Raw genomic sequence first — 17593 nt, forward strand, 5'->3', positions numbered from 1 at the left:
GGCCACCGGCCGGACCGGCTTCGGCGGGCCGCCGACCCTCCCGCCGGTCCGGGCCGGGGAACCCCGGCCACGGGTCGGGCCGGCGGCACGTACGCTGGCGGGAGAACCCACCATCCTTCGCCCCGACCGCACGCCACCAGCACCGACCCTGTGCCCGGCCAGTGCTGTCCGGCCGGCGAGCACCGAGAAGGGCACAACGTCGTGCGCTACTACGACAACGTCATCGAGCTGATCGGTGACACCCCGCTGGTCCGACTCCGGCAGGTGACCGCCGGCATCTCGGCGACCGTGCTCGCCAAGGTCGAGTACTTCAACCCGGGCGGCTCGGTCAAGGACCGCATCGCGCTGCGGATGGTCGAGGAGGCGGAGCAGGCCGGGCTGCTGGGGCCGGGCGGCACCATCGTCGAGCCGACCAGCGGAAACACCGGCGTCGGGTTGGCCCTGGTGGCCCAGATGCGGGGCTACAAGTGCGTCTTCGTCTGCCCTGACAAGGTCAGCGAGGACAAGCAGAACGTGCTGCGGGCGTACGGGGCCGAGGTGGTGGTCTGCCCGACGGCGGTAGCCCCGGAGGACCCCCGCTCCTACTACAACGTCTCGGACCGGCTGACCCGGGAGATCCCGGGCGCCTGGAAGCCCAACCAGTACGCCAACCCGGCGAATCCGCGCTCGCACTACGAGACCACCGGCCCGGAGCTGTGGGAGCAGACCGGCGGCCGGATCACGCACTTTGTGGCCGGGGTCGGCACCGGCGGCACCGTCTCCGGCACCGGCCGCTACCTCAAGGAGGTCTCCGGCGGGGCGGTACGGATCATCGGCGCCGACCCGGAGGGCTCGGTCTACTCCGGCGGCACCGGCCGGCCGTACCTGGTCGAGGGGGTCGGCGAGGACTTCTGGCCGGAGACGTACGACCGGGGCATCTGCGACGAGATCGTGAAGGTCTCCGACAAGACCTCCTTCGAGCTGACCCGGCGACTCGCCCGCGAGGAGGGGCTGCTGGTCGGCGGCTCCTGCGGGATGGCGGTGGCCGCCGCCCTGGAGGTGGCCCGGCAGGCCGGCCCGGACGACGTGGTGGTGGTGCTGCTGCCGGACGGCGGCCGGGGCTACCTGTCCAAGATCTTCGACGACGAGTGGATGGCCCGGTACGGCTTCATGGACACCAGCGCCACCGAGCCGACCGTGGCCGACGCGCTGAACAGCAAGCCGAACGGCATCCCGGAGCTGGTGCACGTGCACCCGACCGAGACGGTCCGGGACGCCGTCGACTACATGCGGGAATACGCGGTCTCCCAGCTCCCGGTGCTCAAGGCGGAGCCGCCGGTGGTGACCGGCGAGGTCGCCGGCTCGATCGCCGAACGGGACCTGCTGGACGCGCTCTTCACCGGCCAGGCGAAGCTGCACGACACCATCGAGCGGCACATGGGGCCGCCGCTGCCGATGATCGGCGGCGGGCAGCCGGTCAGCGAGGCGGTGGGGCTGCTGGAGAAGTCCGACGCCGCGCTGGTGCTGGTGGACGGCAAGCCGAGGGGCGTACTCACCCGGCAGGACCTGCTGGCCCACCTGGGCGCCGCTCCGCGCTGACTCTCACCGGGCCGGCGCGTCGCCCGGCACCGTGCTCACGTCGCCCGGCACCATGCTCACGTCGGCCGTCACGGTGCTCACGTCGCCCGGCACCGTGCTCACGTCGGCCGTCACCGGGTCAGCTCGGCCGGCACTGCGATCACGTCGACGAAGGCGCCCCGGCGCAGCAGGGTCATCGGCAGCCGGCTGCCGATGGCCGGGCCGAGCATCAGCCGTTGCAGGCTCTGCCCGTTCGCCACCGGCCGGCCACCGGCCGAGATGATGACGTCACCGAGGTAGATCCCGGCGACCCCGGCCGGGCTCTCCGGGACCACCTCCACCACCCGCAGCCCGCGCTGCTGACCGGTGCGTTCGGCCACGGGCGGCGGCAGCGGTACGGGCACCCCGGCCACACCCAGCCAGGCCCGGCGGACCCGTCCGGTGTTCACCAGGTCGCCGATGATCTGCCGGGTGGTGGAGTTGATCGGCACCGCCAGGCCGAGGCCGTACCCGGCGACGGCGGTGTTGATCCCGACCACCCGGCCGGCCGCGTCGGCCAGCGCCCCACCGGAGTTGCCGGGGTTGAGCGCGGCGTCGGTCTGGATGACGTCCTCGATCAGCCGGACGACCCGGCCGTCCCGGGCCGGCAGCGACCGGCCCAGCCCGGAGACCACCCCGGCGGTGACCGAGCCGGCCAACCCCATCGGGTTGCCGACCGCCACCACGAGCTGCCCGATCCGCAGCGGGTCGGCGTCGCCGAGTTCGGCGGGCGGCGCGCTGGTGGCCCGGACCCGGAGTAGGGCCAGGTCGGAGAGGGAATCGGTGCCGACCACGTCGAACCGGGCCTCGGCGCCGTCGCCGAAGGTGGCCAGCCCGCCGGTCGCCCCGTCCACCACGTGCGCGCTGGTGAGCAGGAACCCGTCGTCGGTGAAGGTCACCGCCGAACCGGCTCCCGCGCCGCGCGGCCCGCGTACGGCCAGCGCGGCCACGCTCGGCAGCACCCGGGCCGCCACCCCGGTCACCACCTGCGAGTACGCGTCCAGAGCGGCCCGTTCGGCGCGCTCCGGTTCGAGTCTTTCGGTGCTCATGTGCCGGTCAACGCCGGCACGACCCCGGTCGATCCCCGGCACCGCTGCGCCCAGAGCGAAATTCTCCGCCGGCCTGACCGACCCGGCTCAGGGCAGGTCGCGGGCGTAGCGGATCTGCGGGGTCAGCACGGGGCCGATGCCGCCCTCCCGCTCGGCGCCGTCCGGCACCCAGCCGCCCCGGGCGTAGAAGTCCCGGGCGTGCGCGTTGTCGACGAGTACCCAGAGCACCGCCCGGCGCCAGCCCCGGGCGCGCAGCTTTGCCAGTGCGTCGACCATCAGGGTCCGGCCCGACCCGCGGCCCTGCTCGGCCGGGTCCAGGTGGATCGCGTACAGCTCGCCGACGTCCGGGCCGGCCGAGTCCGGTTCGGCCGGATCGTGCGGCCCGAGATAGCTGAAGCCGACCAGCCGGCCGTCCCGTTCCGCCACCGTCATCAGGTGGGTGTCCCGCTCGTAGGCCCAGCGCTCCGTCCAGTACCGACCCATCATCTCGCCGGTCTCGGCGGCCAGCGCGTCCGCCGGGACGATGTCCCGGTAGGCCACCGCGCGCGACCGGTTCTGGAGATCTCCGACGGCCATCAGGTCGGCGGCGACCGCCGGGCGCAACGTGAGGGTCATGAGTTGATCGTAGTAACGTGGCCGACATGGTCACCTGGGACAGAGTGTGTGATCTGGTGTCGGTGCTACCCGAGGTGGAACAGGGCATCTCATACGGGACACCGGCCTGCAAGATCCGGGGCAAGCTCTTCGTCCGGCTGCTGGAGGACGGCGAGCGGATCGCGATCTTCACGCACGAGCGGGAGGCGCTGCTCGCGGCGGCGCCGCAGACCTACACCGTGCCGGCGCACTACACCAACTATCCGATGGTGGTGGTCACGCTCGACGCCGCCGACCCGGTCGAGCTGAGCGAACTGCTCACCGAGTCCTGGCGGATCAGGGCGCCGAAGCGGCTGGCGGCGACGCTACCGCGCTGACCGGCGCCCGGGGCGGCACCGCCACCCGGACCAGATCCTCGGCGACCACCAGGTCACCGTCGAAGTGCTCCCGCGCCTCGGCCGCGAAGCGCTCGGCGGCCGGCGGCACCCCGGCCCGGGACGTCGGACCGTAGCGCTGGGAGAAGTGGGTCAGCACGAGCCGGCGTACCCCGGACTCGGCCGCCACCCGCGCGGCCTGGGCCGCGGTCAGGTGCCCGACCTCGGCGGCGAGCGCCGCGTCCTCGGTCAGGAACGTCGACTCGATCACCAACAGGTCGGCCCGGTCGGCCAGCTCGAAGACCCCGTCACAGAGCCCGGTGTCCATCACGAACCCGAACCGCTGGCCGGGACGCGGTGCGCTCACCTCGGCGAGCGTCACCCGCCGCCCGGCCACGTGGACGTGACCGGCCCGGATCAGCTCGCCGATCGCCGGCCCCCGGATCCCGTACGCCGCCAGCCGGTCCGGCAGCATCCGGCGCTCGTCCGGCTCGACCAGCCGGTAGCCGTACGTCTCGACCGGGTGCCGGAGCCGGCGGGCGAGCAACGTGCCGGCGGTGGTCTCGAAGGTCTGGCCGTCCCGCAGCACCGGCAGTTCGCGCAGCTCGGCGGTCTCGTAGAAGGAGCTGGCGTGCCGCAGTCGGGCGAAGAAGTGCGCGTCGCCGCCCGGATAGTGTGCGTCGACCGGATGCGGCACCCGGTCCAGGGAGAGCCGCTGGACCACGCCGGGCAGGCCGAGGCAGTGGTCGCCGTGGAAGTGCGTGACGCAGATCCGGGTCAGGTCGCCGGCCGGGATGCCGGCGAACATCATCTGCCGCTGGGTGCCCTCGCCGGGATCGAAGAGGATCGCCTCGCGGTCCCAGCGCAGCACGTACCCGTTGTGGTTGCGGTGCCGGGTCGGCACCTGGCTGGCCGTGCCCAGCACCGCCAGCTCACGTACGGACACGGCGGGCCTTCCGGGGTACCGGTCGACGGCGTGCGGCGGTCGACGGGGAACGAGTGGCGGTCGACGGGAGAAATGGTCGACCCCCGGGGTTCCGCGTGAGACTCGTCACGCGAAGGCCGGCTGGACTTTGGCCGGCGCGCCCCGGGGGTCGGGTGGCTGTCGTGGATTCGCCGCACCGCTGCCACACGGTCTCGACGACTTGCAACTGCCCGCTTGCGGCGGACACCGAAACTGTCAAGGACAGCGGCTAGCGGACAGCCACCTCACGAGTCCCATTGCTATACAAAGCTTGGACCACCTCCCTTCCCGTGTACGGCCACGCTATCCATCCCCGGTCGACCCCGGCAACGGTTTTTGGCCACACTCTCGCGGTACGGGCCGGTCCCCGCCCGGTTGCTACGCCCCGGTGCGGGCCACGCCGACCGGGCAGGTCATCCCGTTCGGCCCGTGGTTGCAGTAGCCGTTCGGGTTCTTGGTCGGCGCCAGGTACTGCTGGTGGTAGTCCTCGGCGTAGTAGTAGTTCCCCAGCTTGGCGATCTCCGTGGTGATCTCGCCGTGCCCGGCCCGCGCCACGATCGGCGCGAACGCGTCCCGGGAGGACTGGGCGATCGCCGCCTGCTCGTCGGTGGTGGTGTAGATCGCGGAGCGGTACTGCGTGCCGACGTCGTTGCCCTGCCGCATCCCCTGGGTCGGGTCGTGGTTCTCCCAGAAGACCTTGAGCAGGTCCTCGTAGCCGATCTTCGAGGGGTCGTAGACCACCTGGACCACCTCGGCGTGCGCGGTCCGGCCCGAGCAGACCTCCTCGTACGTCGGGTTCTGGGTGTAACCGCCCGCATAGCCCGCGGAGGTGGAAATCACCCCGGGCAGCGTCCAGAACAGCCGCTCGGCTCCCCAGAAACAACCCATCCCGAAGACGGCGACCTGGGCACCCTCGGGCCACGGTCCCCGCAGCGGGGTACCGAGCACCTCGTGCCGGTCGGAGATCGGCATCGCGATCAGCCGGCCGGGCAGGGCCTGCTCGGGGGTGGGCAGCTCGGCATTGATACGCCGTAGGAACACGATGGAACTCCTTTCGTACCTCTGCCGGGTGCAACGCGGCACGCACCGGGATCCTTACCCGTCCCTGCCTCCACCACCCCCCGCCACCTCCACTGGTGGCGTGGGGGCCGCTGCTGCTGGCGGTCGCCGTCGCGTACCACCGCCGCCGGAGCCGCGCCGAGCGGAGCGCACCGGCAGCGGCTACTCCGTCGCCGGCCCGTCCTTGAGCGCGGCGGCGATCCGGTCGGCGTACGACGCGGCCTCGGAGTCCGAGGCGTACTTCGTGCGGGGCCAGAAGAAGCCGCGCAGCCCGTCGCCCTTGGTCCTCGGTACGACGTGGGTGTGCAGGTGCGGCACGGACTGGGACACCCGGTTGTTCATCGCCACGAACGTCCCACCCGCGCCCAGTCCCGCCTCGACGGCCAGGGCCAGCCGCTGGACCAGCCGGAAGTAGCCCGGCAGGGCCTCGTCCGGCAGCTCGCCCAGCGTCTCGACGTGCGCGCGCGGCACCACCAGCAGGTGCCCCTTGAAGACCGGGCGGACGTCGAGGAAGGCCACCCCGTCGGGGGAGTCGACCACCCGGAACGCCGCCGCACCCGCCACGATCCCGCAGAACACGCACCCCGCCACCAGTGCAGGCTAGCCTCATGCAAATGAGTCACGGCTTCGAGACACTCGCCATCCACGCCGGCCAGGAGCCGGAGCCCCGCACCGGGGCGGTGGTGCCGCCGATATACCAGACCAGCACGTACGCCCAGGATGCCGTCGGCGCGCCCCGGCTCGGCTACGAGTACAGCAGGTCGGCCAACCCGACCCGGGACGCGTTGCAGGACTGCCTGGCCGCGCTGGAGGGCGGCCCGGTCGGGCTGTCCTTCGCCAGCGGGCTGGCCGCCGAGGACACCCTGCTGCGGACCGTCTGCCGGCCCGGCGACCACGTGGTGATCCCGGACGACGCGTACGGCGGCACGTTCCGGCTCTTCGCCCGGGTCGCCGAGCGCTGGGGGCTGACCTGGACGGCAGCCCGGATCTCCGACGTCGACGCCGTCCGGGCGGCGGTCCGCCCCGGCCGCACGAAGGTGATCTGGGTGGAGACCCCCACCAACCCGCTGCTCGGGATCGCCGACATCGCCGGGCTCGCCTCGCTGGCCAGCGACGTCGACGCGCTGCTGGTGGTCGACAACACGTTCGCCTCGCCGTACCTCCAGCAGCCGATCGCGCTCGGCGCGGACGTGGTGGTGCACTCGACCACCAAGTACGTCGGCGGGCATTCCGACGTGGTCGGTGGCGCCCTCGTCGCGGCCAGCGCCGCGCTCGGCGAGGAGCTGCGCTACCACCAGAACGCGATGGGCGCGGTGAACGGCCCCTTCGACGCCTGGCTGACCCTGCGCGGGGTGAAGACCCTCGGGGTACGGATGGACCGGCACTGCGACAACGCCGAGCGGATCGCCGACTATCTCTCCGGGCACCGGTCGGTGGCCCAGGTGCTCTACCCGGGCCTGCCGGAACACCCCGGGCACGAGGTCGCGGCGAAGCAGATGCGGCGGTTCGGCGGCATGATCTCCTTCCGGGCGGCCGGTGGGGAGGAGCACGCCGTACAGATCTGTGACCGGGCGAAACTCTTCGTACTCGCCGAGTCACTGGGCGGGGTCGAGTCGCTGATCGAACATCCGGGTCGGATGACACACGCAAGTGCCGCCGGCTCGCCGCTTGAAGTTCCCGCCGATCTCGTGCGACTGTCTGTCGGCATCGAGACCGCCGACGACCTACTCGCAGACCTGGAGCAGGCGCTCGGCTGACCGCTGTCCGGCCGCCCGGACGGCGCTGCGGACAAGCCGATGGGGAGGTGGCCGTGCAGGACATCATGCCGAATTGGGTGGGCGCGACCGCGAAACAGATCGCCCGGGCCGTCCGTCGTGGGGACGCCTCCGCCACCCAGGTGGTGGCGGACCACCTCGACCACATCGACCGGACGGACCGCGAGCTGTCCGCGTTCCGGGTGGTGCGGGGCGGCGAGGCGATCGTCGAGGCGGAGAAGGTCGACGAGCAGGACGACCTGGCGAACCTGCCGCTGGCCGGGGTGCCGGTCGCGGTCAAGGAGAACACCGCCGTGGCGGGGCTGCCGATCTGGAACGGGTCGGCGGCCGCGCGTACCCCGGTCGCCGAGGACGACCACGAGGTGGTCCGCCGGCTGCGCGGCGCCGGAGCGGTGATCGTCGGGGTGACCCGGATGCCCGAACTCGGGCTCTTCGGGTTCACCGACGACGAGACGGCGGTGACCCGTAACCCGTGGGCGACCGACCGCACCCCGGGCGGCTCCTCCGGCGGCTCGGCGGCGGCAGTGGCCTCCGGAATGGTGCCGATCGCGCACGGCAACGACGGGCTCGGCTCGATCCGGATCCCGGCCGCCTGCTGCGGGCTGGTCGGGCTCAAGCCCGGCCGGGGCGTCGTACCGAGCCAGCTCGGTGCCAACGACTGGTACGGCCTCGCCGAGCAGGGCATCCTGGCCACCACCGTGGCGGACGCCGCGGTCGGCTTCGCGGTGCTCGCCGGGCGGCGCCCGGACAAGCTGGTACCGCCGGAGCGGCTACGGGTCGCCGTGTCGCTCCGCTCGCCGGTGGCCGGGGTACGCCCGGACCAGCCCAACCGGGACGCGGTGGCCGCCGCCGCCAAGCTGCTGGCGGTGGCCGGACACGACACCGTCTCGGTCGACCCGGTCTATCCCACCTCGCTGGGGCTGCGCGGCATCGCCACCTGGCTGGCGGCGGCGGCCTGCGAGGTCGAGGCGGCCGGCCTGGATCCGCGCACCCTGCAACGGCGCAGCCGCCGGCACGCCGCCCTCGGCGTCTGGGCCCAGCGCCGTGGCCTGGTACGCGAGCAGGACCGCACGCGGTGGCGGGAGCGGAGCGTCAACTTCTTCGGCGACCACTCGGTCGACCTGCTGCTCACCCCGGCGCTGGCCAGCGCCCCGCCGCCGGCCCTCGGCTGGGCCGGCCGCTCGTGGCGGTCCAACCTGCTGACCTGCATCCGCTATGCGCCGTACGCCGGGCCGTGGAACTTGGCCGGGCTGCCCTCGCTGGTGGTTCCGGTCGGGCTGCGCCCGGACGGGCTGCCGGTCGGGGTGCAACTGGTCGGCCCGCCCGGATCGGAGCTGCTGCTGCTCGGCGTGGCCGGGCAGTTCGAGCTGGCCGGTCCGTGGCGCCGGCACGCGCCGGACTGGCCCCGGGTGCCGACCCCGGCCGGCTGAGCTGCCCCGATCGGCCCGACCCGCCTGCCCGGACCGACCCCGCCCGCCCGCCTGCCTGGATCGGGTCTGCCCGGCGCGGTCGGGTCCACCCCACGCGGGTCGCCCGCCCAAATCACCGGCCGCCCGGATCACCGCCCGCCCGGATCACCGCCCGCCCGGATCGGGTCTACCCGGTGCGGGTCGTGCGGGGGCACCCGGGCCGGTCAGGGGATGATCAGCGCACCGAGTAGCCCGACGAGCAGGGCCGGAAGCTGCAGGACGGCCGTCGCGACCAGGGGAAGCCGGCCGCCGGCCCGTACCCGGTCGAACCAGCCGGTAGGTCGGGCGGCGTCCGGGCGCCCCCGCGTACCGGTGATGCCGACCCGGCCGACCGCCCGGCCGAGCAGCAGCGCGCCCAGCCCGGCCAGTACGCCGGGGTAGAGCAGCAGCAGCTCGGGGTGGGACATCCGCAGGGCGGCGTATCCCCCGGCCGGGTAGGCGATGCCGAGGCCGGTGGCGAGCGCGACCAGGGCCACGGCGGTGATTCCGAGCGCCGGTCGACTGCCGCACGGCAGGACGGCGTAGGTGACCCCGATCAGCAGCAGCGGCAGCCCGACCAGGGTCCAGCCGGTCAACGCCAGGGCGGCGGTCGAGCACTCCTCGACGGTGCAGGCCGCGTACGCCAGGCGGCGCAGCAGCGGTTCGCTGAGCGCGGTACCGGCGACGACCGCGCCGAGCAGAAGTCCCACCGAGAGGCTGTTGCCGACCCAGTTCAGCCTGGGCCAGGCGTCCCGGTCGACGGCCGGGTGCCGGCCCGGCAGGTACGACGGGACCGGGCCGCGCCGGAGCAGCGGGAGCGCACCGCGGCGCCGGCTCGTCACCCAGGGTGCGGTCGGCTCGGGCGGCAGCACGGGACGGGTCGGCGAGAGGGTTCCGCCGTCGATGGTCACCGTGCACCACTGCCCGGGTACGGGCACGCCGTGCAGCACCGCCCGGCCGGGTTCCCCGCCGATCGTCGGGGTGAGGTCCTCAAGGACCTCGATCTCGGCCACTGGCAGCACGTCCGGACCCGTTCCGGCGTAGACGTAGACCCGGTCGACGGCCTGGTGCACCCGGACCGTGCTGACCGGCTGCGGTCGCCGGAAGAACCGGCGCCCGGCGAGCGCGCTGCCGGCCACCCGCCAGCCCAGGCCGAGCCCGGTCGCACCGAGGAGCACCGTCAGGGCCAGCCAGGGCGTCAGGTCGTACGGTTCGCTGACGAGCTGCCGCAGGCCGGCGTCGTCCAGGGCGATCCGGACCGTCGAGCCGACCGGATAGTCGGCGGAGTCCGCGACGGAGACGATCTCGACCGGCCGGCCGTCGAGGAAGACGAGTTCGACCACCCCCCACGTCGGGTGGGACCGGACGGTCGCGGTGACCACCTCCGCGCTGCGCTGCTGGGCGTCGACCTGGCTCTGCCGCAGGCTGCTCCCGCCGGCCAGCGCCAGCGCGGCGAGCAGCAGCACCATGGCGGCGACCGCGGGGCCGAGCCGGGGCCGGGGCAGCCGGGACGGTCGAGCCGGCACCGCCCGTTCGGCCCGCTCGCGCCACTGCCGCAGCCCGGAGCGGTACCGTGCCGGACTGCCGCCGCGCCGGGCCAGCAGCCCGCACCCGACCGCGTACGCGACCAGCAGCAGGTGGAACCACGGTGGCAGGTGCTCCGTCTGGGTCAGTTCGTACCCGAGGGTGGTGACCAGCATCGTGCCGGTCGCCACGGCCGCGAACTCCAGCCGGACCAGGGCGAGCAGCGGGGCGCTGCCGAGCAGTCCGACGATCATGTTGCCCACCCGGTCCGGGCCGCACGGTGCCGCCGCCGTGCAGGGCGCGACCGGTATGACGACCACGAACACCACCCAGAGGGCGAGCCCGGCGGCGAGGGCGAGCGGCTTCCGGTTGCGCACCAGCCACTCCGGTCCGCCGTCCGGCTCGGCCGCCAGCCACAGCCGGACGGCGTCCCGCCAGGGCAGCGGCGGCGGCTCCGGGCGGTCCGCCTCCGATCCCGCCTCGGGGGAACGCGCCGGCCCGGGCCCGGGAGCGCGCTCCGGACCCGCCTCGGGATCGCGCTCGGTGCCGGCAGACGTCTCGGGACTCCGTTTCCGGGCTTGGTCGGCTCCACCGGTACCCGGGCGGAAGCGACGCCGTCGGAACGAACGGCACGAGCGAGGATAGGAGGCACCGGCAACCGTCGAACGGGCGCCGGCCGGGGGAGTGACCCGCGACCGGATCGGGCCGCGAGGTGACCTCCGGCACGCCGGCACCGCCGACCGGAGCGCTCCGGAGCCGGGATGCGACGATCTGGGGCATGACGGAGCTGGTCGGACTCGCCGAGGTCACCGCCGCCCGCGAACTGCTCGCCGGGGTCGTCCGGGCCACTCCGCTGGAGCCGTCCCGGCCGCTCTCCGCCGCGCTGGGCGGACCGGTCTGGCTGAAGTGCGAGCACGTGCAACGGGCCGGGTCGTACAAGGTCCGGGGCGCGTACGTCCGGATCGCCCGGCTCTCGGCGGCGGAGCGCGACCGGGGGGTGGTGGCGGCCAGCGCCGGCAACCACGCCCAGGGGGTGGCGCTCGCCGCCGGGCTGCTCGGCGCCGCCGCCACGGTCTTCATGCCGGTGGGCGCGCCACTGCCGAAGGTGGCGGCCACCAAGGGGTACGGCGCCCGGGTCGAGTTGGTCGGCAACACCGTCGACGAGTCACTGGTCGCGGCGGAGGACTTCGCGAACCGTACCGGGGCGGTCTTCATCCATCCGTTCGACCACCCGGACGTGATCGCCGGGCAGGGCACGGTGGCGCTGGAGATCCTTGAGCAGTGCCCGGAGGTGCGGACCATCGTCGCCGGGGTCGGCGGCGGGGGACTGATCTCCGGGATCGCGGTGGCCGCCAAGGCGCTCCGTCCGGACGTACGGGTGATCGGCGTGCAGGCCGCCGGGGCGGCCGCGTTCCCCGCGTCGCTGCGGGCCGGCGAGCCGGTACGCCTGTCCGGCTACGCCACCATCGCCGACGGCATCGCGGTCGGCCGGCCCGGTGAGGTCACCTTCGCTCACGTCAGCAAGCTGGTGGACGAGATCGTCACGGTGCCGGACGAGGACATCTCCCGGGCCCTGCTGCTGCTGCTGGAGCGGGGCAAGCAGGTGGTGGAGCCGGCCGGGGCGGCCGGGGTGGCCGCGCTGATGTCCGGAGCGGTCGCCGTCGACCCGCCGGTGGTGGCGGTGCTCTCCGGCGGCAACATCGACCCGCTGCTGATGCTGCGGGTGATCGAGCACGGGCTTGCCTCGGCCGGCCGTTTCCTGCGGATCACCGTGCGTTGCGCGGACCGGCCCGGCCAGCTTGCCTCGCTGCTGGGCCTGATCGCCGAGCACCGGGGCAACGTGGTCGACGTGGTGCACCAGCGGCAGAACCCGCACCTGCGGCTCGGCGAGGTGGAGGTGGCGCTCTCGGTGGAGACCCGGGGCGCCGAGCACTCCGATCGGCTGATCAGCGCGCTGCGCGGCTGCGGTTACCAGGTCGACGTCGCCCAGCCGGGCTGAGCCGGCCGGGCCTGGACGTCGTCACCGGTCGCCGCCGTCAGCCGCCGTACGCCTCGAACCGGACCACGGTCACCTTGATCTCCGCGCCGCTGGGCGCCGTGTAGGTGACGGTCTGGCCGGGCCGGGCGCCGAGGATGGACTTGCCGAGCGCCGACTCCGGGCTGTAGACGGTCAGGTCGGTGGTCGCCGCGATCTCCCGGGAACCGAGCAGGAAGGTCTCGGTGTCGTCGGTGTCGTCGTCGAAGTGGATCGTGACGACGCAGCCCGGCGCCACCACGTCCGCGGTCGGCGCCTCGCCCACCTGGGCGGTACGGAGCAGTTCCTGCAGTTGACGGATCCGAGCCTCCTGCTTGCCCTGTTCCTCCCGGGCGGCGTGGTAACCGCCGTTCTCCCTGAGGTCACCCTCTTCGCGCCGGGCGTTGATCTCCGCGGCGATCGCCGGCCGCCCGGCGATCAGCTCGTTGAGCTCCGCCTGCAGCCGGTCGTAGGCCTCCTGCGACAGCCAGGTGGCTGCCTCGCGGTCGGTCGTGGACACAGACGATCTCCTCGGGTAGTCGTGGACAGGGACGAATTACCAAGTTACCAGTGCGCTACACACCGGACGCCACGTCATTTATCGCAGTACGGTGCTGGCCAGGGCGCCGCAGCCGTTCCGGCCAGGTCCGCGGCGGTATCCGGCGGACGCTCCCCGGAGCGCCTCGGTGGGCGCCGGTGGGTGCTCAGCCGGCCGGGCGGGGCCGGGGTGGTCAGCCGGCGCGGCGGGCGGGTCGGGGCGCTCAGCCGGCCGGGCGGCAGCGGAGCACCTCGCCGAGGATCGGCCGGGCCGTGGTGGCCAGCCGGTGCCGGGCCGTGACGTGCCGCTGCCCCGGCTCGGCGGTCACCGGTACCTCCTCGCGGGCGACCTCCGCACCGTCCTTGGAGCGGGCCCGGAGTACGCAGATCGCCGAGCCGCCGGCCGGCACGGTCACCCGGAAGTCGAGCACCAGTTGGCTGTCGGTGATCTCGGTGTAGGTAATCACCTGGGCGTCGTAGTTCGGGTCGCCGTACTGCCGGTAGAGACGGTAGGAGACCGTCCCCATCACCACGAGCAGGGCGACCGCCAGCAGCGCCGAGACCCAGGGACGGCGGCGCCGGTGCGCGCGGCGGTGGCCGTACCGGCCGGGTGGGAACACCGGGGCGGTCGTAACGGGTGTGGCGGGCGTCTCGGGCACCGGCGGGTATCTCCTGGGACGGTTGTCGGTGGCATCGGCAAGAATGGGTACGCCCATCATCTCAGTCGACAACCGGGCCGGGTCTGGCAGGTCCACGACCGGCCGGATCGCGGGCCGGCCCTCGGGGGGCGGCTCCCGGGTCGGCGGAGGGCGGGCGTTTCAGCGGGGACGGGGGCCGACCCGGCCCGGGCATCACGAGGGAGCACCTGAGTTGGCAGAGCAGCTACGTCTGATGGCCGTGCACGCCCATCCCGACGACGAGTCGAGCAAGGGCGCCGCGACCATGGCGAAATACGTCGCCGAAGGCGTGCAGGTCCTCGTCGTCACGTGCACGGGCGGCGAACGGGGCAGCGTCCTCAACCCGAAGCTGGACCGGCCGGACGTCTGGGCCGACATCGCCGAGATCCGCCGGGCCGAGATGGACGCCGCCCGGGCGATCCTCGGCGTCGAGCAGGCGTGGCTCGGCTTCGTCGACTCGGGACTGCCGGAGGGCGATCCGCTGCCCCCGCTGCCCGGGGGCTGCTTCGCACTCCAGGACGTCGAGGTCGCGGCGGCGCCGCTGGTCAAGCTGATGCGCGAGTTCCGCCCGCACGTCGTCACCACCTACGACGAGGACGGCGGCTACCCGCACCCCGACCACATCATGTGCCACAAGGTCAGCGTGGCGGCGTTCGACGCGGCCGGCGACCCGGAGCGCTTCCCGGAGTTGGGTGCGCCATGGCAGCCGTTGAAGCTCTACTACGACATCGGCTTCTCCAAGGCCAAGATCATGGCGCTGCACGAGGCGATGCTCGCCCGCGGCGCGGAGTCGCCGTACGCCGAGTGGCTGGAGCGCTGGGAGGACCGGCCGGACAAGGGCCCGAGGATCACCACCCGGGTGGAGTGCGCCGACTACTTCCCGGTCCGCGACGACGCGCTGCGCGCCCACGCCACCCAGGTCGACCCGGACGGCTTCTGGTTCCACGTGCCGATGGAGTTGCAGAAGCAGGCCTGGCCGACGGAGGACTTCGAACTGGTCCGCTCGGTGGTCGACAGCCCGCTGCCCGAGTCGGACCTCTTCGCCGGGGTACGGGAGACCGCGCAGGTCCGGTGAGCGGAGACAGGCGTACCGTAAGGGGGTAGGCCACCACATCGGAGGGTTCCCAGTCATGCTTACCGCTGCGCAGGTGCTCGCGGAGAACAACTTCGGTGACACCCGGACCGGTGGCCTGGCCGGACCGATGGGTCTCTTCCTGATCACCGTACTGGCCATCGCCACCGTTCTGCTCATCCGTAACATGAACGCCCGGTTGCGTCGGCTGCCGGACCGCTTCCCCCACCAACGGGACGACGAGCCGTCGGCGACCCAGCCGGGCGCCGTGGAGACGTCTGCCGACGGGTCTGCGGCGGAGGAATCTGGTGGAAGCGCTCCCAATACCCCCCAGCAGGGCCGGAACAGCCAGTCCGCGCCATGATTCACGCTAATCCGGCCAGGCGCCCCCTGTTGCGCTCAATCGGATTGGCTTAGCCTTCCGCCGGGGGACCAAAAGTCCCCGCACCGTGCGCGGGAGGGGGCGCCGATGAGAACCAGACCCGACGCCCAGCGCCGGTTGCGGCACGGCCGGATCGCGAAGCGGTCGCCGACGAACGGCGGCGATCCGTGACGTCCGGCCGTCGGTCCGGGCGTTTCCTCGCTCTGGTCGGCATCGCGTCGGCACCCCGTCGGGTGCGGGCGCTCACCTTCATCGCCCTGTCCGTCGCGGTGACCCTCGCCGTGGCCGGCCTGCTCATCCCCACCGACCTGCCCGCCGACGGCCCACTGCCGGTGGTGGCCCGGCTCGGCATCGCCACCGCCGCGATGGCGACGGCGCAGCTCTTCCGGTTGCGGTTCCGGGTCGGTTCGGGCCGGGTCAGTGTCACCTGGGGCGAGGCGTCGTTCATCATCGGCCTCTCCCTGGTGCCCCCCGGCTGGCTGCCGGCCGCCGCCCTGCTGGGTGCGGTGCTGGCCTGGACGCTGCTGACGATCTTCGTGGACCGGCGCTCCGCGCTGGACGTCGTACACGCCGCCGCCTCGCTGGCGGTCTCCGTCGCGCTGGCCGTCGCGGTCGCGTTGACCGTCGCCGGAGCGCTCGGCACGCCGCTCCCGGACGTGCTGGGGACGATCCTCGTCGCCGACCTGACGCCTCCGCTGATCGCCGCTCTCGCCGTCGGCTCGATGACCTACCTGCTGGCCACCGCCGGCCTGGCCGGGCTCACCCTGTCACTGCGGCACGGCGAACGGCTCTGGCCGGCGCTGCTCCGCGCCCTCCAGGGCAAGCTGCTGATGTTCGTCGGCAACGTCTTCGTCGGGCTGGCTGTGGTGGCCGTGGTCGAGTACGACCCGCGCTGGCTGCTCTTCCTGCCGCCGGTGTTGTGGCTGCTCCAGCAGACGTACAGCCATCGGCTCCGGGCCGACGACGAGCGCCGCGCCTGGCGGGCCCTTGCCGAGGCCACCGGCGCGCTCAACCAGCTCGACGAGCACGGCGTCGCGACGGCCGGGGTGGCCGGCCCGCTGGCCCTGTTCGGCGCGGAGTGGGTCGAGGTGGACGTGCGGCGCGGCGACGGCCGGTGGCGGCGCTACCGGGGCGAGCCGGGCCGACCGGTGGTGCACCGCGACCTGAGCACGGCCGAGCGGGCCGACTCCGGCGAGCCGGGCGGGTCGTCGGGGCCGTTGGGCGACGGGACCGGCCAGCTGCCGCTGGCCAGCCGGCTCGGCCTGGACCTGGTCGCCAGCCAGGTCGGCGGCGACCTGTCGGCGGGCCGGGATGCCGGTGTGACCGGCGGTCGTGCCGGCGCCGGGCAGGGCCTGACGGCCACCGGACGGACCGTGCAGGAGCTGACCCGACCGCTGGTGGTCGGCACCTCCCCGGTCGGCGAGCTGCGGGTCCGGTTCCCCCACTCCGCCCCGCCCGGCCAGCGGGAGCAGGACGCGCTCTCGGCGTTCGGGGACGCGCTGGCGGCGGCCCTGCACGACGCCGCGACGCACCGCCAGCTCCGACTGGTGACGGCCCGGTCGTCGTACGAGGCGGTGCACGACGCGCTGACCAATCTGATCAACCGGGCGGCGTTGCTGAGCAAGGGCGACGTGGCGTTGCACCAGCTCGGCCACGATCATCCGGTGGCCCTGCTGCTGCTCGACATCGACCACTTCAAAGAGGTCAACGACACGCTCGGGCACGCGGCCGGCGACGAGCTGCTCCAGGTGACGGCGGACCGGCTGGACGCGCTGGTCCGCCCCGGTGAGCTGCTGGGCCGGCTCGGCGGCGACGAGTTCGCGCTGCTGATTCCGTCCCCGGCCGTACTGGCCGAGCCGGCCACCGACCGGTCGCCGATGCCGAACGTGCTGCGCCGGGCCCGGGAGATCGTCGAGCTGCTCGCCACCCCGATCGAGGTGGCCGGGGTACGGATGTCGGTCGAGGTCTCCGTCGGGGTGGTGGTGGCCGGTGCGGGTACGGCCGACATGACCGAGCTGCTGCGCCGGGCCGACATCGCGATGTACCAGGCGAAGCAGGGCGGCGGCAGCGTCGCGTCGTACGACAGCGGCCGGGACGCGGCCAGCACCGACAAGCTCGCCCTGCTCGCCGAGCTGCGGGAGGCGCTGGACGTCGACGACCAGCTCGAGTTGGCGCTCCAGCCGGCGGTCGACCTCTGCACCGGGGAGCCGACCGGGGTGGAGGCGCTGATCCGCTGGCGGCACCCGCGGCGGGGGCGGCTCACTCCGGCGGACTTCGTCCGGACCATCGAGGGCAGCGAACTGCTCGGCGCGTTCACCCGGTATGTGGTGGACAAGGCGCTCGGTGTCGCCGCCGACTGGGCCCGGCACGGTCTGGACGTACCGATCTCGATCAACCTGTCGGCGCGCAGCCTGCTCGACCCGCGGCTGCCGGCCGAGGTGGCCGAGTCGCGGGGGCGGGCCCCCGGGGCGGCGCCCCCCCGGGGGGGGGGGCTCCCCCCCGCCGGGGTGGTGTGCGCGCCGGGGGGG

The 17593-nt window shown here is 73.6% G+C and carries 16 protein-coding genes; 8 read left to right on the forward strand and 8 right to left on the reverse strand.

Annotation, left to right across the window (positions count from 1 at the left end; translation table 11 throughout):
* Positions 1 to 201: 201 nt before the first annotated feature.
* A complete protein-coding gene (locus tag R6Y94_RS05530; protein ID WP_318394671.1) occupies positions 202 to 1578 on the forward strand; it encodes a cystathionine beta-synthase in 1377 nt (458 codons plus the stop codon).
* Between the two features lie 110 nt (positions 1579 to 1688).
* On the opposite strand, the gene R6Y94_RS05535 is transcribed toward R6Y94_RS05530, so the two are convergent.
* Both R6Y94_RS05535 and R6Y94_RS05540 read right to left on the reverse strand, forming a co-directional pair.
* The gene (locus tag R6Y94_RS05535; RefSeq protein WP_318394672.1) at positions 1689 to 2645 is read right to left on the reverse strand and encodes a S1C family serine protease; all 957 of its coding nucleotides are present in this window, start codon (positions 2643 to 2645) and stop codon (positions 1689 to 1691) included.
* 87 nt (positions 2646 to 2732) lie between these two features.
* A complete protein-coding gene (locus tag R6Y94_RS05540; RefSeq protein WP_318394673.1) occupies positions 2733 to 3260 on the reverse strand; it encodes a GNAT family N-acetyltransferase in 528 nt (175 codons plus the stop codon).
* Between the two features lie 26 nt (positions 3261 to 3286).
* Between R6Y94_RS05540 and R6Y94_RS05545 the strand changes: the two genes are divergently transcribed.
* Positions 3287 to 3616 carry an MmcQ/YjbR family DNA-binding protein gene (locus R6Y94_RS05545; protein ID WP_318394674.1) on the forward strand — a complete coding sequence of 110 codons (330 nt, stop codon included), beginning with the start codon at positions 3287 to 3289 and terminating at the stop codon, positions 3614 to 3616.
* On the opposite strand, the gene R6Y94_RS05550 is transcribed toward R6Y94_RS05545, so the two are convergent.
* The 3 genes from R6Y94_RS05550 to R6Y94_RS05560 form a co-directional block, all read right to left on the reverse strand.
* A complete protein-coding gene (locus R6Y94_RS05550) occupies positions 3576 to 4559 on the reverse strand; it encodes a ribonuclease Z (RefSeq protein WP_318394675.1) in 984 nt (327 codons plus the stop codon). The genes R6Y94_RS05545 and R6Y94_RS05550 overlap by 41 nt on opposite strands.
* A gap of 396 nt (positions 4560 to 4955) precedes the next feature.
* Positions 4956 to 5618, reverse strand: coding sequence for a peptide-methionine (S)-S-oxide reductase MsrA (gene msrA, locus R6Y94_RS05555; RefSeq protein ID WP_318394676.1), 663 nt, complete (start codon positions 5616 to 5618; stop codon positions 4956 to 4958).
* 180 nt (positions 5619 to 5798) lie between these two features.
* Entirely contained in the window at positions 5799 to 6227 is a 429-nt protein-coding gene (locus R6Y94_RS05560) for an HIT family protein (RefSeq protein ID WP_318394677.1), read from the reverse strand.
* A 23-nt stretch (positions 6228 to 6250) separates the two neighbouring features.
* Here R6Y94_RS05560 and R6Y94_RS05565 point away from each other — a divergent pair, with 23 nt between their 5' ends.
* Entirely contained in the window at positions 6251 to 7393 is a 1143-nt protein-coding gene (locus R6Y94_RS05565; RefSeq protein ID WP_318394678.1) for a cystathionine gamma-synthase, read from the forward strand.
* 47 nt (positions 7394 to 7440) lie between these two features.
* Positions 7441 to 8841 (forward strand): amidase, encoded by a 1401-nt coding sequence (locus tag R6Y94_RS05570; protein WP_318394679.1) that lies wholly within the window; start codon positions 7441 to 7443, stop codon positions 8839 to 8841.
* 203 nt (positions 8842 to 9044) lie between these two features.
* Here R6Y94_RS05570 and R6Y94_RS05575 read toward each other — a convergent pair whose 3' ends face one another.
* A complete protein-coding gene (locus tag R6Y94_RS05575) occupies positions 9045 to 10760 on the reverse strand; it encodes a hypothetical protein (RefSeq protein ID WP_318394680.1) in 1716 nt (571 codons plus the stop codon).
* Between the two features lie 401 nt (positions 10761 to 11161).
* Between R6Y94_RS05575 and ilvA the strand changes: the two genes are divergently transcribed.
* A complete protein-coding gene (gene ilvA, locus R6Y94_RS05580; RefSeq protein WP_318394681.1) occupies positions 11162 to 12382 on the forward strand; it encodes a threonine ammonia-lyase in 1221 nt (406 codons plus the stop codon).
* A gap of 37 nt (positions 12383 to 12419) precedes the next feature.
* Here the strand turns inward: ilvA and greA are convergent, their stop codons facing one another.
* Together greA and R6Y94_RS05590 are read right to left on the reverse strand one after the other, a co-directional pair.
* Positions 12420 to 12917 carry a transcription elongation factor GreA gene (gene greA / locus R6Y94_RS05585; protein WP_318394682.1) on the reverse strand — a complete coding sequence of 166 codons (498 nt, stop codon included), beginning with the start codon at positions 12915 to 12917 and terminating at the stop codon, positions 12420 to 12422.
* A gap of 241 nt (positions 12918 to 13158) precedes the next feature.
* Positions 13159 to 13593, reverse strand: coding sequence for a DUF4307 domain-containing protein (locus R6Y94_RS05590; RefSeq protein ID WP_318394683.1), 435 nt, complete (start codon positions 13591 to 13593; stop codon positions 13159 to 13161).
* 211 nt (positions 13594 to 13804) lie between these two features.
* Between R6Y94_RS05590 and mca the strand changes: the two genes are divergently transcribed.
* From mca to R6Y94_RS05605, 3 genes are all read left to right on the forward strand, one after another.
* Positions 13805 to 14686, forward strand: coding sequence for a mycothiol conjugate amidase Mca (mca, locus tag R6Y94_RS05595; RefSeq protein WP_318394684.1), 882 nt, complete (start codon positions 13805 to 13807; stop codon positions 14684 to 14686).
* Between the two features lie 55 nt (positions 14687 to 14741).
* Positions 14742 to 15047 (forward strand): hypothetical protein, encoded by a 306-nt coding sequence (locus R6Y94_RS05600; protein ID WP_318394685.1) that lies wholly within the window; start codon positions 14742 to 14744, stop codon positions 15045 to 15047.
* A gap of 185 nt (positions 15048 to 15232) precedes the next feature.
* A partial coding sequence (locus tag R6Y94_RS05605; protein WP_318394686.1) for a diguanylate cyclase domain-containing protein occupies positions 15233 to 17593 on the forward strand: 2361 nt, incomplete at its 3' end.

Origin of the sequence: Plantactinospora sp. KLBMP9567, from assembly GCF_033446045.1 — a bacterium.
GTDB lineage: Bacteria > Actinomycetota > Actinomycetes > Mycobacteriales > Micromonosporaceae > Plantactinospora.